This window comes from Micromonospora sp. NPDC051141 (genome assembly GCF_044455765.1).
Lineage (GTDB): Bacteria > Actinomycetota > Actinomycetes > Mycobacteriales > Micromonosporaceae > Micromonospora.
The window spans coordinates 60,697-75,824 of record NZ_JBITFD010000012.1 but is presented as its reverse complement, the minus strand read 5'-3'; the positions used below and the strand labels follow the sequence as shown (position 1 = coordinate 75,824).

Genomic DNA, 15,128 nt, shown 5'->3' with positions numbered 1-15,128 from the left:
GACCGCCGGTGAACCTGTGCCGCCGCGCCATGGCCGCCTCCCCTGAACGTCGGCGCCGCAGGCACGCGCCGACGGGCACGCGCCTGCGACTCTGGACGCCCGACCGGAGCGGCTGGCTGTGGGCAGCTTTCCGTCGGCGGTGCCCCTTCGGGGGAAACCGCCGGCGGCCGGTTGCAGTTGTCGGACGCCCCGGACCGGGTCCGGAGCTGCCGTCAAGGGCCGGTGAAGCTGGCCAAAGTGATGCTGTTCTGTTACGCGATCTATGTTGTGCGCTTAGCCTGCGCTGGTCGGGCAAAGTGAGCCTGTATGGCGAGGCTAGGTCGCGAGGACCCGTTCGGTCAAGGAGTCATGATCAAACCACCCGGACGGAGAGAAGTTGAGCCGTCACGGATTGCTGAGAATATGCCGGACAGGGCCGGACAAACCTCGCCGCCTGTCATCCTAGCGTGACGTTTCCCGGCTGCTCAGACCCCATCCCCCGGGGCGTGGTGCCGCGCGGCGACGACCAGGGCGGTGTTGTCCGGCGCGCGGCTGCCGTCCGGGAGCAGCAGCGTGTCCTCCAGGCCGATGCGGGTGTGCAGGCCCCGACGGACCGCCTCGTCGAACACCAGCCAGGTGGCCGGCCCCTCGCCGTGCAGCAGCACCGGCGGGCACCCGGTCGGCAGCGCGGCGAGGATCGCCACCGCGTCGGCGAGCGCCGCCTCCGCCGGTTCGGCCATGCACTCCACGAGGACCCGGCCGGTCGGGGTCGGCCACCGACGCCACGCGTCGACCGCCGCCACCGTCCAGAGGCCGGCCTCGACCATGACGCCGCGCTCGTGCAGGGCCGCCGCGACCGCCGCCGCGCCCGGTTCGTGGGCGTTCACCGAGGCGAAGTCGGGCCGCACCGTCCAGGCGCGCACCGCGGCCACCCGCTCGGCCGGGTCGGGCACGATCCAGGCGCCGGTGCTGACCCCGACCGGCAGGCCGGGGCAGGCGGCCCGGACGGCGTCGACCGCAGCGGCGATCACGGCCGGGTCGAGGGACTCGACCCCGCTGTCGTCACGCGGGTGCACGTGCACCGCGGCCACCCCGGCCGCCGCGCAGCGGGCGGCATCGGCGGCCAACTCGGCCGGGGTGAGCGGGACGGCGGGGTGCTCGTCCCGTCGCCGCCCGCCGTTCAGACACGCCTTCAGCACCGGTGTGCCCCCTTCTGCCATGGCGTCCGCGACCGTCCATGACGCTCGTGACGCCGTCGGCGCCGGACCGTCGCGTCCAGGCCCGGAACCGTCGCGTCCAGGCCCGGACGGTCAGTCGTGCCGGCGGGCGTCGAGGTCGTTCTCCGCGTCGGCCAGGGCGTCGGCGTCGATGTGCTCGGCGAACTCCGCCGCCTCGGCGCTCTGCGCGGCCAGCGCGTCCTTCACCGCGCGGATCGCCACGCCGGCCGGGTAGCCCTTACGCGCCAGCATGCCGACCAGACGCCGGAACACCGCGTCGGGCTCGCCCCGGGCGGTGCGCAGCTTCCGGTCCACCAGAGCACGGGCGGTCTCCGCCTCGGCCTCCTCGTCGATCCCGTCCAGCGCCGCGCCGGCCAACTCGTCGTCGACGCCCTTGCGGCGCAGCTCGCTGGCGAGCGCCCGGCGGGCCAGCCCACGGCCGGCGTGCCGGCTGCTCACCCACGCCTGGGCGAAGGCCGCGTCGTTGACGATGCCGACCTCGTCGTAACGGTCGAGGACCCGCTCGGCCACCTCCTCGGAGATGCCGCGCCGGGCGAGCGCGCCGGCCAGCTCGGCCCGGGTGCGCGGTCGGGTGGCGAGCTGCCGCAGGCAGATCTCCCGGGCCAGCTCGGCCTCGTCGCGCGGCGGAGCCGGAGCCTCCCCCGGATCGGACTCCGCCGCGCGACCACGGCGGCCACGGCGGGGCTGGGGCGCGCCGGTGGCGTCACCCGTACGGGGTGGGCTGGCATCCCAGCCCCGTCCCGTACGGGCGCGTCGTCCTGCCACTGGTCAGCGGATCAGAAGTCGACCGGCGGCAACTCCGGGCCGCCGGCGGCGTCGCCCGCACCACCGGTGCCGACGCCGAGCTTCTCCAGGATCTTCTTCTCGATCTCGGCCGCCACGTCCGGGTTCTCGCGGAGGAACTCGCGGGCCTTCTCCTTGCCCTGGCCGAGCTGGTCGCCGTCGTAGGTGTACCAGGCGCCGGACTTGCGGATGATCGCCTGCTCCACGCCGACGTCGATCAGGGAGCCCTCACGGGAGATGCCCTTGCCGTACATGATGTCGAACTCGGCCTGCTTGAACGGCGCGGCGACCTTGTTCTTCACGACCTTGACCCGGGTGCGGTTACCGACCACGTCGGTGCCGTCCTTGAGGCTCTCGATGCGGCGCACGTCGAGCCGGACCGAGGCGTAGAACTTCAGCGCCCGACCACCGGTGGTGGTCTCCGGGCTGCCGAACATCACGCCGATCTTCTCGCGGAGCTGGTTGATGAAGATCGCGGTGGTGCCGGTGTTGTTGAGGATGCCGGTGATCTTCCGGAGCGCCTGGCTCATCAGCCGGGCCTGGAGGCCGACGTGGCTGTCGCCCATCTCACCCTCGATCTCGGCGCGCGGCACCAGGGCCGCGACCGAGTCGATCACGATGATGTCGATCGCGCCGGAGCGGACCAGCATGTCGGTGATCTCCAGCGCCTGCTCGCCGGTGTCCGGCTGGGAGACCAGCAGGGCGTCGGTGTCGACGCCGAGCGCCTTCGCGTACTCCGGGTCGAGCGCGTGCTCGGCGTCGATGAACGCGGCGATGCCACCGGCCCGCTGGGCGTTGGCCACCGCGTGCAGGGCGACGGTGGTCTTACCGCTGGACTCCGGACCGTAGATCTCGACGACCCGACCGCGGGGCAGACCGCCCACGCCGAGCGCCACGTCGAGCGCGATGGAGCTGGTGGGGATGACCGCCGTCTGCACGACGGGCCGCTCCCCCAGCCGCATCACCGAACCCTTGCCGAACTGCTTGTCGATCTGAGCGAGAGCAAGGTCTAGCGCCTTCTCCCGGTCAGGACCTGCCGCCATCGTTGCCACCCCTGCCTTCGCCGGCGTCTTTCCTGAGCTTCGCGTCACGCGGGACACGCTAGGCGCTGGGTCCGACAGAAAACCAGCCGACGGGCCGTGAGCTGTGGACGAGCACCCCGCTGTGGACAATAGCCGAACAGGTGTACGACAGGGCAAGCGACACGCGGAACCAGAGAAAAGGCTGCTCAGCGTAGCCGTGCGGGCACGCGGTCGGGATACGCGGCGACCACCGCGCGCCACACCACGTGCGTTTCCTCACCGGCCGCGAGCGCCTGCTCGACGGTCCGCCCGCCGAGCTGCGACAGCACCTGGTCGCTGGCGATGCTGGCCGCGTAGCCCGGCCCGAACGCCTCCTCCAGACGCGTCCAGAAGTCGGTCAGCCGCACGTGTTCAGCCCTCCTCGTCGAGTGGTTCCGCGCCGGGACGCCGCAGCGCCAGCGCCACCAACGGCACCACCGCGATCGCCGCCAGCAGGGTGAGCGTCGGGTACCCCACGGCCCGCATGACGAACCCGCTCACCGCCGCCGCGCCCGCTCCGGCCAGCCCCATCAGCAGGTCGGACAGGCCCTGCACACCGGGCCGGTCGGCGGCGGGCACCGACTCCGACAGCAGCGTCGAGCCCGCCACCATGGTGCCCGACCAGCCCAGCCCGAGCAGCGCCAGCCCCACCGAGAGCGGCGGGGTGTGGTGCCCGGCGGTGCCGGCCACCGCGCACGCGGCCAGCAGCAGCGCCACGCCGCCGAGGATCACCGGCCGCCGCCCCAGCCGGTCGGTCAGCCAGCCCACCACCGGCGAGAACGCGTACATGCCGGCGATGTGCAGGCTGAGCACGATGCCGACCACCCGCAGCACGTCCGCGTCGGAGTGCCACTCGCCGAGATGCACCGGGGTCATCGACATCACCGCGACCATCACCAGGTGCCCCACCGCGACCGCGGCGATGCCGAGGCGGGCGGCCGACCGCCGGCGTACCGTCCGCCACGCGGCGACCATGCCGCCGCGGCGGGTGACCGCCCGGTCCGGGCCGGCGGGAGCGGCCGGCTCGGCCGCCGCCAGCCGGCGCGCGGTGCGCAGCGGGTCCGGCCGGAGCAACGCGAAGAGTACGACGGCAGCCAGCACGAACGCGACGGCGCTGAAGACGAACGGCCCGGCCAGCGTCGGCACGCCCCAGCCCCGGGTGGCGTCGTCGGCGAACGAGGCGAGGTTCGGCGCGGTCACCGAGCCGATGGTGGTGGCCCACACCACAAGCGACAACTGCCGGCCCCGACGCGCCGGCTCGGCGAGGTCCACCGCCGAGTAGCGGGCCTGAAGGTTGGCTGCCGTGCCGCCGCCGAACAGCAGCATGCCGACGAAGAGCAGCGGCACCACACGGGTCACCGCGGCGGCCACCACCAGCACGCCGCCGGTCGCGCCGATCAGGTAGGCCAGGACCAGCCCGGGGCGCCGCCCGCGCGCCGCCATCAGCCGGGTCACCGGCACGGCGAGCAGCGCCGCGCCGACCACCCCGGCGCTCTGCGCCAGCCCGGCCAGGGCGGTGCCGGCGATCCGGGCGGCGAGCAGCGCGCCGACCGAGATGCCGATGGCCACGCCGAGGCCGCCGACGATCTGGGTGAGGAAGAGCAGCCGGAGGGTACGCCGCTGGATGGCGGCGACATCGGGCCGGGGCGGGGCCGGCGCGGTCAGGTCGGTGGCCATGGCGCTCCTGGTGGGGACGGGTGCCCCATCCTTCCGCACCGGACCGACCGCCCGGCACCCGGTTTCGCTACAGGCCGAGGCCCCGGCCGATGATCTCCTTCATGATCTCGGTGGTGCCGCCGTAGATGGTCTGCACCCGGCTGTCCAGCCACGCCTTGGCCACCGGGTACTCCGCCATGAAGCCGTACCCGCCGTGCAGTTGCACGCACCGGTCGGCGACCCGGGTCTGCAACTCGGTGGTCCACCACTTCGCCTTCGCCGCGTCGGTCACCGAGAGCCGGCCCGCGTCGTGCTCGGCGACGCAGTGGTTCACGAACGTCCGCGCGATGGTGACCTCGGTGTCCAGCTCGGCCAGGAGGAACCGGTTGTGCTGGAACGAGCCGATCGGGCGGCCGAACGCCTCCCGCGAGCGGGCGTACTCCAACGTCAGCGCGAGCAGCTTCTCGCAGGCCGCCACCGCGGCGACCGCGATGCTCAGCCGCTCCCGGGGCAGGTTGGCCATCAGGTGGTAGAAGCCCTGGTTCTCGGCGCCGATCAGGTTCTCCGCCGGCACCCGGCAGTCGTCGAAGAACAGCTCGGCGGTGTCGTTGGCCTTCAGCCCGACCTTGGCCAGCCGGCGCCCCCGGCCGAAGCCCGGCGTGTCGCGCTCCACCACCACCAGGCTCACCCCGTGCGCGCCCTGTTCCGGGGCGGTCTTCACCACCACCACCACGAGGTCGGCCAGCTCACCGTTGGTGATGAACGTCTTCTGGCCGTTGAGCACCAGCGAGTCACCGTCGCGGACCGCGGTGGTGCGGATGCCGGCCAGGTCGCTGCCCGCGCCCGGCTCGCTCATCGCGATCGCGGTGACCAGGTCACCCGAGCAGAAGCCCGGCAGCCAGCGCTTGCGCTGGTCGGCGGTGGTCAGCTCGGTCAGGTACGGCGCCACCACGTCGTTGTGCAGGCCGAAGCCCAGACCGGTGCAGCCGGCCGCGATGATCTCCTCGTCGAGCACCGCGTTGAACCGGAAGTCACGCTGCCCGCCGCCGCCGTACGCCGGGTCCACGTCCGGGCCGAGCAGCCCGGCCGCGCCCGCCTTGCGCCACACCTCGCGGTCGACGACACCCTCGGCCTCCCACCGCTCGTGGTGCGGCACCGCCTCCCGGGCGAGGAACCGACGACACAGGTCCCGGAACTCGTCGTGCACCGGCTGGTAGAGATGCTGCTCCATGGCGGCCAGTCTGGCACCGGTCACCCGCGCTGGACAGGGGCGGTGCGCCCCCCGGTGGCGGGGCGGCGGGACGCGCGTCAGGATGACCGGGTGGCCACGCTGACCGGAGCACAGATCGCCGACGCCGGGCTGGACGGGTGGACGTACCTGCTGGGCGCGTTGCACACCCGCATCCGTACCCCCGACTTCGCGGCCGGTCTGGCGTTGGTGGCCGCGGTCGGCGCGGAGGCCGAGCGGGTGGACCATCATCCCGACCTGGACCTGCGCTACACCTTTGTGGACGTGCGGCTGTGGTCGCACGACGCGGGCGGCGTCACCGGGCGGGACCTGCGCCTGGCCCGGACGATCTCGGCGCTCGCCGCCGACGCCGGCCTGTCGCCGTCCCCGGCCGGGCTGTCCCGCCTGGAGTTCGCGCTGGACAGCCCGGAGCACGCCGCCGTCGCGCCGTTCTGGCGGGCGGTCCTGGCGTGGGAGCGACCGGGCGGCGCGGACGCCACCGACGACGAGGTACGCGACCCGGCCGGCGCGCTGCCCACGATCTGGTTCCAGGCGTCCGGCCGCGAGGAGCCCCGGCAGCGCTGGCATCCGGACGTGTGGGTCGACCCGGACGCGGTCGCGGCGCGCATCGAGGCGGCGCTCGCGGCCGGCGGCACGCTGGTCAGCGACGCGGAGGCCCCGAACTTCTGGGTGCTCGCCGACCCGGACGGCAACCGGGTCTGCCTGTGCACCTGGCAGGGACGCGCCTGACCCGTTCGGCTCTTTCAGCGGGCGGGAAGCCATACCCGGCTGTCACCCACGGCTCGATGCGCCACCCGGAGCCCGCTCGACCGCACGAAGATGCGCCGCCGCCGGACCGCCTCACCCTTCGCGTCCAACTCGTAGCCGTCGATCCATCGCCAGCCGTCGAAGGTGGCGGCGTCCGTGACGTCCCTGATCACGCGGAACCGGACCGGCTTCGTGAACTGGACGCTCGCCGCCCTGGTGACCAGCAGGACGTCACCGCCGTTCAGCGTCATCGGTCCCCTTCCGGTCCCGCCACGCGCGCAGGGTCTCCCCCGCGCGCGTGAGCCGTTCGCACCTGCCGTCCGCCTCGCACCGGGAGCAGGGCTGCCGGTGATGGAAGTCGACCACGTAGCCCGCCATGATCACGGGAAACGGCGGCTCGGCCCGCCGCCGCTCACCCACGGTCATACCTGCCGGGCTTAACGTTCCCGCGCTTCACCGGCTTGCTGTCCTCCCGATGCGCCTCAGGCTGCTTCGCGTGAGCGCCAGCTCGGTCTGGGTAGGCCGTAGCCGGCCCTATCTGGTTGACGGGCTCTTCCTTACGTTGGAACCACTTGCCCTTGCGGAGCATCGCTGGCCGCCTCCGTGGTGCCGTGAAGGTCTAGGTGACGACGACTCTACTAGCAGAGTTGACAGAGTATACAGTGATAGAAGAAAAGACATACTAGACACAGTTGCAAGTGAACGGCTGCTCTACTACCCCCATGACCGGCTACGTCCCAACCTTCCGACTCGTCATCAATGACATCCGGAAGTCGATTGCCTCAGGGCAACTCAAAGCGGGAGATAAGCTGCCGTCACTGCCTGAACTGGCCGACAAGTACGACTGCTCTGTCGGTACCGTCAGGCGCGCCATTGAGCATTTGCAGATCACCGGAGAACTGCAGGGGCGTCAGGGCAAGGGAACGTTCGTCACTGGCAAGAAGCCGTCTGACGATTAAATTTATCTCGTGGTCCGAGTAGGGGCGGTGCTCTTCTTCGCCCCGGAGACCTTCCAGGCGTTCGTCGCCTCCATCAAGGAACAGCACCTGGCCTGACACAACGCGCCTGCCCGGCTTCGACACGCCGCTGAGACGCTCATGCGGTCCCCGTGTTCAGGGACCGGAAGACGTCACCTCGACGCCGTATGCCTCAGAGTCATAATTATGACGCAGAGGTATATCGCATTTCAGGTGACAGGTCTCCCGGCACGAACCGTGCCGCCGGATAACCGGACCACCGGACCACCGGCCCGAGCCAGAACCCGAGCGCCGGTAGGCATGTCCATGCCGGGGGCACCGTTCAGATCAGGGAACGGGAAGAACGCGGCCGACCTCAGCGCAGCACGCCGGCCGCCACCTTGAGGTCGGCGACCAGGCCCTCGTACGCGATGTCCTGGTTGTCGGCGCGCAGCACGGCGGACGGGTGGATGGTGGCGAGCAGCCGGGTGTCCGGCGCGTCGGCGACCGCGCCGGACCGGTCCACCGGCACCCGCGCGAAGTCCTCCGGGTGCTGGGCGGCGGCCGGCCAGGGCAGCAGCTCGCCCCGCTGTCTCGTCACCCGGAACGTCGGGCCGAGCAGCGCCTTGGCGGCGGTGGCGCCGAGCACCACCACGAGTTCCGGGCGCAGCCGGGCGAACTCGGCGACCAGCCAGGGCCGGCAGGCGGTGATGTGCACCCGGTCCGGGGTCTGGTGGATGCGTCGCTTGCCGCGCAGCTCGAAGCGGAAGTGCTTGACGGCGTTGGTCAGGTAGATCTGGCCGGGGTCGAGGCCGGCGTCGTCCACCGCCCTCCGCAACAGTCGGCCGGCCGGGCCGACGAACGGCAGGCCCTGCTGGTCCTCCACGTCGCCCGGCTGCTCGCCGACGAAGACCACCCGGGCGCTCTCGTCGCCCCGGCCGAAGACGGTCTGCGACGCGTCCCGGTACAGCTCGCAGCCGCGGCAGCCGGCCGCCGCGATCCGCAGCGCGTCGATGGTGTCCGCCGACGGCGGGATGAACTCCTGCGCGCCGGGCGCGTTCTCGGTCTCGGCCATGCGGACCGTTCTACCCCGTCCGCCGTCCGGCACGCGGCATCTGCCGGCGCGCGTGTTAGAAGAGGGCCCTGCTATACCCGAGGCGTCAATAGGGGGCCCCGCCTTTCGCGGGCCGCACCGCGTGGGCGAGTGCGTCGGCAAGCGGCGGCAGGTCGGTGTCGTCGAGCGTGCTCACCGTGATCCGGACGGCGGGCGCGGCGGCGATCCGGTAGAGGCTGCCGGGCGCCACCGACCAGCCGGCGTCGCGCAGGGCGGTGACCGCGACCGTCTCGTCCGGCACCGGCACCCAGACGTTGATCCCGGTGCGCCCGTGCGCGGCCAGGCCACGCGCGGCGAGCGCGGCGACCAGTCCGTCCCGCCGCCGGTCGTAACCCTCCGCCGCGCGCCGCACCAGCTCGGAGGTGGCCGGATCACGCCAGAGCGCCAGGACCAGGTGTTGCAGCACGGTGGAGACCCAACCGGCGCCGACCTGCGCCCGGCCGGCCACCCGGGCCACCGTGGCCTCGTCGCCAGCCAGCACGGCGAGTCGCAGGTCGGGCCCGTAGGGCTTGCTCACCGACCGGACGAGGGCCCACGCCGGGGTCACCCCGGCGAGCGGGTGCAGGGGTACGCGGGCCAGCTCGGCGGCGTGGTCGTCCTCGATCAGCAGCAGGTCGGCCCGGTCGGCGAGCAGCGTACGCAGCGCCTCGGCCCGGTCGGCGGAGACGGCCGCACCGGTCGGGTTCTGGGCCCGGCTGGTCACCACCAGCGCCCGGACGCCGGCGGCCAGCGCGACCCGCACCCCGGCCACGGTCGGGCCCTCGTCGTCCACCGGCACCCCGACGGTACGCAGCCCGAGCGCGGCGATCAGGTCGAGCAGGTTGGCCCACCCGGGGTCCTCCACCGCGACCGCGTCGCCGGGCCGCAGGTGGGCGGCGAGCAGCCGCTCGATGCCGTCCAGCGCGCCGCCGGTGACGGTCAGCTCGTCGGCCGGCACCCCGTCGGCGGCGAGCCGTTCCCGGGCGGCGGCGGCCAGTTCGGGCAGGACGGCGGCTTCCGCGTACCCGGTGGCGGGCCCGAATCCGGCGGCGAGCGCGGCCAGGTGCGGCCCGAGCGGTGGTAGCAGCCGGCGGTCGGGGTGGCCGCTGGCGAGGTCGCGGGTGTCGGGGCGCGGTGGCAGCAGCAGCGCCGCACGGCGGGCGGCCACCGGCGGGCGGGGTCGGACCCGGGTGCCGAGGCGGCCGGCGGTGACGACCAGGCCACGCTGCCGCAGGTCCTGGTACGCCCGGGCGACGGTGGCCGGGCTGACGCCCAACTCGCCGGCGAGCGCCCGGACCGCGGGCAGCGGGTCGCCCGGGGCGAGCGCGCCGGCGCGGACGGCGGATTCCACGCTCGCCGAAATGGCCACCGACGTGGCACCGCTGACCTGATAACGTGCTGACACAGTTCGGAGATTGTACTAGAACAAAATCGGGAGATGGCATGTACCCCCGGACCGAGCGCACCACCGCCACCCGCACCCGCGACCGGATGCACTACGACCGGGCCACCGCCCACGCGCTGCTCGACGAGGCGTACCACTGCGCGCTGGCGTTCACCTCCGACGGCGAGCCACGCGTCCTGCCGACCCTGCACGTCCGCGTCGACGACACGCTCTACCTGCACGGCTCCACCGGCAGCCGGCCGCTGCTCGCCGCCCGGGGCGCGGACGGGCTGCCGGTCAGCGTCGCGGTCACCCACCTCGACGGGCTGGTCTACGCCCGTTCCCAGTTCCACCACAGCGCCAACTACCGCTCGGTCGTCGCGCACGGCACCGCCCGGCTGGTCACCGACGAGCGGGAGAAGGCCGCCGTGCTGACCGCGCTGGTGGAGAAGGTGGCCGCCGGCCGGTCCGCCGAGAGCCGGCCGCCGAACCGGCGCGAGCTGGCCGAGACCGCGGTGCTGGCGCTGCCCCTGCGGGAGGTGTCGGTGCGGATGCGCACCGGTGGCGTCAACGACGAGCCGACCGACGCGGAGCTGCCGTACTGGGCCGGGGTGCTGCCGCTGCGACTGACGCCGGGCCGGCCCGAACCGGACGCCGGCGTCGTCGCGCCGGTGCCGGCGTACCTGCGGTCGGCCCGCTCGCCCTGGCACGAGCCGGTGGTGCTGCGCGGCGAGCACGTCGTGCTGGAACCGCTGGACCTCGCACACGCCGACGAGCTGTACGCCGCGACCGGGGACCCGGACGTCTGGCGGCACCTCGGCGCCCGACAGCCGACCGACGTCGTCGGGATGCGGCGGATCATCGCCGGCTACCTCGACGCCCAGCAGGATGGCGAGCAGGTGTGCTGGGCGCAGCGCTGCGCCCGCACCGGCGCCGTCGTCGGCACCACCTCCTGGTACGAGATCGACCCGGCCCGCCGGTCGCTGGCGATCGGGTACACCTGGTTGGGTCGGCCGTGGTGGCGGACCGGAGTCAACACGGAGGCGAAGCTGCTGCTGCTCGCCCGGGCGTTCGAGGAGCTGGACGCGGTTCGCGTGGTCTGGCACACCGACGTCCGCAACGAGCGCTCCCAGCGGGCCATCGAACGGCTCGGCGCGTCCCGGGAGGGGGTGCTGCGGCACCACAAGCAGCGCCCCGACGGCTCCTGGCGGGACACCGTGCAGTATTCGATGCTCGCGCCGGAGTGGCCGGCCGCGCGGGCCCGGCTCCGCGCACACTGACCGGTTGGGCGGGGCCCCTTTCTACCGCAGGCGTTGGGCAGGGGCCCCGCCTTACCCCGCCTCAGGTGCCGTCGCCACCGCCACCGCCGCCGACGCCACCGCTGCCGGCCGTGCCGCCGAGGCCGTAGCCGGGCGCGACCGGCTGGTCGGGATGGCGGCTGACGTGCGCCGACTCCCGGATCGTGGCCGACCAGTCCGCGTGCGCGGCGGCTGCGGCGTGCCGATCGATGGCGTGCCGCAGCCAGCCGTCCACGGTGGCCACCCAGTCCCGCCGGTCCGCTCCGGCGTGCCAGACCCGGAACCGGCTGATGCTCTGGTGGGTCACCCCGGCCAGGGACAGCCGCCGGTCCAGCCAGAACAACACCTCCATGCCGGCCGAGTCGGTCAGCATGATCACTTCCAGCTCGGTCATCGGGCCGGCGTAGAGCGGGGCGGCCCAGAAGCCGAGCCGCTGCTGGAACGGCAGCGCCTGCGCCACCCCGGGCAGCCGGCCCTGCTGGAGTCCCGCCTGCCGCATCACGAAGCCGAGCGTGTCCAACGCGGCGAGCAGGTGCTGCTGGGTGGGCAACGGGTGGACCAGGACCGGCACCATCTCGCCCTGGTCGAGGTCCGGGTCGACGGACACCTCGGTCCGCAGCCCGGTGCGCAACGTCATCAACGGCACCCCGCCGAACACCGTCACCGGCGTCGCCCAGGGCAGCGGCACGGCGAAGTCCACCGCCCGCCGCCGCCCGCCCGGCACCACGAACCGGCCCGCGATCGGCCACTGGTGGTACTGCACCAGCCGGCGCGGCGCTCCCGGGTCCTCCGGCTCGACCTGGGTGACCAGCCCGAGGCGGATGTGCCGGACCAGGACGTCCTCGCCGTCGGCGGCCAACGTCACCCGGCCCGGCAGGCGCAGGCCCGGCCGGGTGCTCGGATTGGGCAGCGTGGTGGTGACCGAGAGCCCGGTCCAGGCCGACCCCCGCGACACCCCGGTGAGCCGCATCCCGGGGCATTCCCCCTCCCCACCCACCCACACCCGCCCCCTCCCCACCCCCTCCCCCCTCCCCTCTCGCCGCCCTGATTCACGGAAAGAGTGGCTATCCGAGGCCGGATAGCCACTCTTTCCGTGAATCTGCGCCCAGGGTGGGCGGGGTGGGGGTGGGGTGGGTGGGGTCAGCGGAGGCGGCGGCCCCTGGGGACCGGGTCGGTCTCGTCGTCGAACTCGCCGATGACCTCCTCCAGGAGGTCCTCCAGCGCGACGAAGCCGATCGGCCGGGTCGGGCCACCACCGTTGCGGACCAACGCGAGCTGGGCCTGTCGGCCCCGCATCGCCGCCACCGCCTCGGACACGGACGACTCGGCCGGCAGCGTGAACGCGTTCGTCATCAGCTCCCCGGCGGTCGCCGTCCGGCCGGTGGTCACCGCGCGTACCGCCTCCCGGACGTGCACCAGGCCGCAGACCTCGCCGCCGCTGTCGACCACGGCGAGGCGGGACCGGCCGCTGTCCCGGGAGACGTGCTCGATCCGTTCGGCGGTGTCGTCCCGGCGGACCGTGACGATCTTGTCGAACGGCTCCATCACCTGGGCCACCGTGGTGCCCTGCAACTCCAGCATGCTGGTCAGCAACTGGTGCTGCTCGGCGCCGAGCAGCCCGTGCTCCCGGGACTGCTCCAGCAGGATGCGCAGCTCGTCCGGGCCGTGCACCTGGGCGAGCTGGTCCTGCTGCTGCACGCCGACCAGCCGCAGCATCGCGTTGGCCAGCCCGTTCAGCAGCGACAGCACCGGACGGGCGATCCGGGCGAACGCCCGGAACGGCAGCGCCAGCAGCATCGCCGAGCGCTCCGCGTCGGTGATCGCCCACGACTTCGGCGCCATCTCGCCGACCACCAGGTGCAGGAACGTCACCAGGCCCAGCGCGAACACCAGCGCCACCACGTGGCTCGCCGCGTCGGGCAGACCGACCGCGTGCAGCAGCGGGCTGAGCAGGTGCTCGATGGCCGGTTCGGCCAGCGCGCCGAGGCCCAGCGTGCACAGCGTGATGCCGAGCTGCGCGCCGGCCAGCATCAGGCTCAGCTCGCGGACGCCGTCCAGCGCCGCGCGGGCCGCCCGGCCGCCACCGGCCGCCGACTGCTCCAGCCGGTACCGCTTGGCGGCGACCAGCGCGAACTCGGCCGCCACGAAGAATCCGTTGAGCGCCAGCAGCACCACGGAGAAGATCAACGCGAACCCGGGGCTCATGCCGCACCCTCCCCGGCCACGCCGGCGGTCGTCCGGAGCCGGACCGAGTCGGCGACGTGCCGGTCCACGGCCAGCACCTCCACCAGCACCCGAGGCCCGGACGGCGGCGGTTCGTCACCGTCACCGGCGAGCGCGATCTCCAGCCGGTCCCCGACCTCGGGCACCCGACCCAGCTCCCGCATCACCAGGCCGGAGAGCGTGTCGTACTCCGGCGCCTCGGGCAGTTCGATGCCGGTGCTGTCGGCGACCTCGTCGATCCGCCAGCGGGCCGGCACCACCCAGGAGCCGTCCTCCTGCCGGGCCGGCGCCCGCTCCGGCGGGTCGTCCTCGTCGCGGATCGGCCCGACCAGCTCCTCGGCGAGATCCTCCAGCGTGATCACGCCGGCGAACCCGCCGTACTCGTCGACCACGCAGGCCAACTGCCGGTGCCCGGACCGGAGCCGGTCCAGCACCGTCGGCAGCGGCAGCGTCTCCGGCACCAGCAACGGGGGTACGGCCACCGCGTCGACCCGGGTACGCGCCCGCTCGGCCGGCGGCACGCCCAGCACGTCGGCGATGCCGACCACGCCGATCAGGTCGTCGACGCCCTCGGCGCCGCGCACCGGGAACCGGGAGTGGCCGGTGTCGAGCATCTCGACGATCCGGCTGACCGGCTCGTCGGCCCGGACGGTGTGCACGTCGACCCGGGGCACCATGGCCTCGCCGGCGGTCAGCCCCCGGAAGTCGAGCCCCCGGTCCAGCAGGTCGGACATCTCCGCGTCGAGGTGCCCCTCCTCGCGGGACTCGGCGATGATCTGTTCCAGGTCAGCCGGGGTGGCGCCGCTGGGCAGCTCCTCGATCGGCTCGATGCCGACCCGGCGGAGCAGCCGCACGGCGGCCCGGTCGAAGAGCGTGATCAGCGGACCGGCGATCCGCAGGTAGATCAGGGTGGACCGGGACAGCGCCCGGGCCAGTGGCACGGCCCGGGCGATGGCCAGGTTCTTCGGGGCCAGCTCGCCCAGGACCATCTGCACCACGGTGGCGATGACCAGGGCCAGCGCCACCGACAGCGGCAGCGCCACCGCGCCGGACACGCCGGCCACGCCGAGCAGGTCGGCCAGCCCGGCGCCCAGGTACGGCTCGGCGACGTAACCGACAAGCAGGGCGGTCACGGTGATGCCGAGCTGGGCGCCGGAGAGCATGAAGGAGAGCCGTCCGGTCACCTCCAGGGCGCGGGCGGCGGCGCGGTCGCCACCGTCGGCGAGTTGCTTGAGCTTGCCGCGGTCCACGGCGACGTAACCGAACTCCTGCGCCACGAAATAGCCGGTGGCGGCGGTGAGCACGGTGATGAGAAGGAGACCGACGAGGATCAACACGGGAGGTTCAGGGCTCCCGGGGTCGTCGGGGAGGGAAGATGCCGGGTACGACCCGGCCGGCTACTGCTGCCCTCCGGGGCAGGAGAGTCGATCATGCGGCCCATTTTATCGGTGCCCGCTGGAT

General features: G+C 73.4%; 14 protein-coding genes and 1 pseudogene. 3 read left to right on the top strand and 12 right to left on the bottom strand.

The window, feature by feature from the left end:
• Nucleotides 1-464 precede the first annotated feature (464 nt).
• The 6 genes and pseudogenes from ACIA6B_RS22525 to ACIA6B_RS22500 all read right to left on the bottom strand — a co-directional run bounded on the left by ACIA6B_RS22525 (nt 465) and on the right by ACIA6B_RS22500 (nt 5,948).
• Nucleotides 465-1,178, bottom strand: coding sequence for a 3-keto-5-aminohexanoate cleavage protein (locus ACIA6B_RS22525; protein ID WP_396776011.1), 714 nt, complete (start codon nt 1,176-1,178; stop codon nt 465-467).
• Nucleotides 1,179-1,289: 111 nt separating this feature from the next.
• Nucleotides 1,290-1,982: a regulatory protein RecX gene (locus ACIA6B_RS22520; RefSeq protein WP_396776009.1), complete on the bottom strand. Its 693-nt coding sequence runs from the start codon at nt 1,980-1,982 to the stop codon at nt 1,290-1,292.
• 11 nt (nt 1,983-1,993) lie between these two features.
• Nucleotides 1,994-3,043 (bottom strand): recombinase RecA, encoded by a 1,050-nt coding sequence (recA, locus tag ACIA6B_RS22515; protein WP_107159085.1) that lies wholly within the window; start codon nt 3,041-3,043, stop codon nt 1,994-1,996.
• Between the two features lie 185 nt (nt 3,044-3,228).
• A complete protein-coding gene (locus tag ACIA6B_RS22510) occupies nt 3,229-3,429 on the bottom strand; it encodes a DUF3046 domain-containing protein (RefSeq protein ID WP_018785963.1) in 201 nt (66 codons plus the stop codon).
• Nucleotides 3,420-4,738, bottom strand: a pseudogene (locus ACIA6B_RS22505) (MFS transporter). Before ACIA6B_RS22505 ends, ACIA6B_RS22510 begins: the two are co-directional and overlap by 10 nt.
• A 67-nt stretch (nt 4,739-4,805) precedes the next feature.
• Nucleotides 4,806-5,948 (bottom strand): acyl-CoA dehydrogenase family protein, encoded by a 1,143-nt coding sequence (locus ACIA6B_RS22500; protein ID WP_396776007.1) that lies wholly within the window; start codon nt 5,946-5,948, stop codon nt 4,806-4,808.
• Nucleotides 5,949-6,038: 90 nt separating this feature from the next.
• On the opposite strand from ACIA6B_RS22500, the gene ACIA6B_RS22495 reads away from it, so the two are divergent.
• Nucleotides 6,039-6,695 (top strand): 4a-hydroxytetrahydrobiopterin dehydratase, encoded by a 657-nt coding sequence (locus ACIA6B_RS22495; RefSeq protein ID WP_396776005.1) that lies wholly within the window; start codon nt 6,039-6,041, stop codon nt 6,693-6,695.
• Nucleotides 6,696-6,709: 14 nt separating this feature from the next.
• On the opposite strand, the gene ACIA6B_RS22490 is transcribed toward ACIA6B_RS22495, so the two are convergent.
• Nucleotides 6,710-6,964, bottom strand: coding sequence for a hypothetical protein (locus ACIA6B_RS22490; protein WP_396776003.1), 255 nt, complete (start codon nt 6,962-6,964; stop codon nt 6,710-6,712).
• A gap of 471 nt (nt 6,965-7,435) precedes the next feature.
• Here ACIA6B_RS22490 and ACIA6B_RS22485 point away from each other — a divergent pair, with 471 nt between their 5' ends.
• Complete coding sequence (locus ACIA6B_RS22485; RefSeq protein WP_396776001.1) at nt 7,436-7,672, top strand: GntR family transcriptional regulator; 237 nt, start codon at nt 7,436-7,438, stop codon at nt 7,670-7,672.
• 373 nt (nt 7,673-8,045) lie between these two features.
• Here the strand turns inward: ACIA6B_RS22485 and ACIA6B_RS22480 are convergent, their stop codons facing one another.
• Together ACIA6B_RS22480 and ACIA6B_RS22475 are read right to left on the bottom strand one after the other, a co-directional pair.
• Nucleotides 8,046-8,744 (bottom strand): UdgX family uracil-DNA binding protein, encoded by a 699-nt coding sequence (locus ACIA6B_RS22480; RefSeq protein WP_396775999.1) that lies wholly within the window; start codon nt 8,742-8,744, stop codon nt 8,046-8,048.
• A gap of 85 nt (nt 8,745-8,829) precedes the next feature.
• Entirely contained in the window at nt 8,830-10,167 is a 1,338-nt protein-coding gene (locus ACIA6B_RS22475; protein ID WP_396775997.1) for an aminotransferase class I/II-fold pyridoxal phosphate-dependent enzyme, read from the bottom strand.
• 38 nt (nt 10,168-10,205) lie between these two features.
• Here ACIA6B_RS22475 and ACIA6B_RS22470 point away from each other — a divergent pair, with 38 nt between their 5' ends.
• A complete protein-coding gene (locus ACIA6B_RS22470) occupies nt 10,206-11,426 on the top strand; it encodes a bifunctional pyridoxamine 5'-phosphate oxidase family protein/GNAT family N-acetyltransferase (RefSeq protein ID WP_396775995.1) in 1,221 nt (406 codons plus the stop codon).
• A 61-nt stretch (nt 11,427-11,487) separates the two neighbouring features.
• On the opposite strand, the gene ACIA6B_RS22465 is transcribed toward ACIA6B_RS22470, so the two are convergent.
• The 3 genes from ACIA6B_RS22465 to ACIA6B_RS22455 all read right to left on the bottom strand — a co-directional run bounded on the left by ACIA6B_RS22465 (nt 11,488) and on the right by ACIA6B_RS22455 (nt 15,004).
• Nucleotides 11,488-12,414, bottom strand: a complete 927-nt coding sequence (locus tag ACIA6B_RS22465; protein ID WP_396775993.1) for a sporulation protein — start codon at nt 12,412-12,414, stop codon at nt 11,488-11,490.
• A 170-nt stretch (nt 12,415-12,584) separates the two neighbouring features.
• Nucleotides 12,585-13,649, bottom strand: coding sequence for a hemolysin family protein (locus ACIA6B_RS22460; RefSeq protein ID WP_396775992.1), 1,065 nt, complete (start codon nt 13,647-13,649; stop codon nt 12,585-12,587).
• On the bottom strand, nt 13,646-15,004 hold the full coding sequence (locus ACIA6B_RS22455) for a hemolysin family protein (protein ID WP_396775990.1): 1,359 nt from the start codon (nt 15,002-15,004) through the stop codon (nt 13,646-13,648). The genes ACIA6B_RS22460 and ACIA6B_RS22455 overlap by 4 nt, the downstream gene beginning before the upstream one ends.
• Nucleotides 15,005-15,128 lie beyond the last annotated feature (124 nt).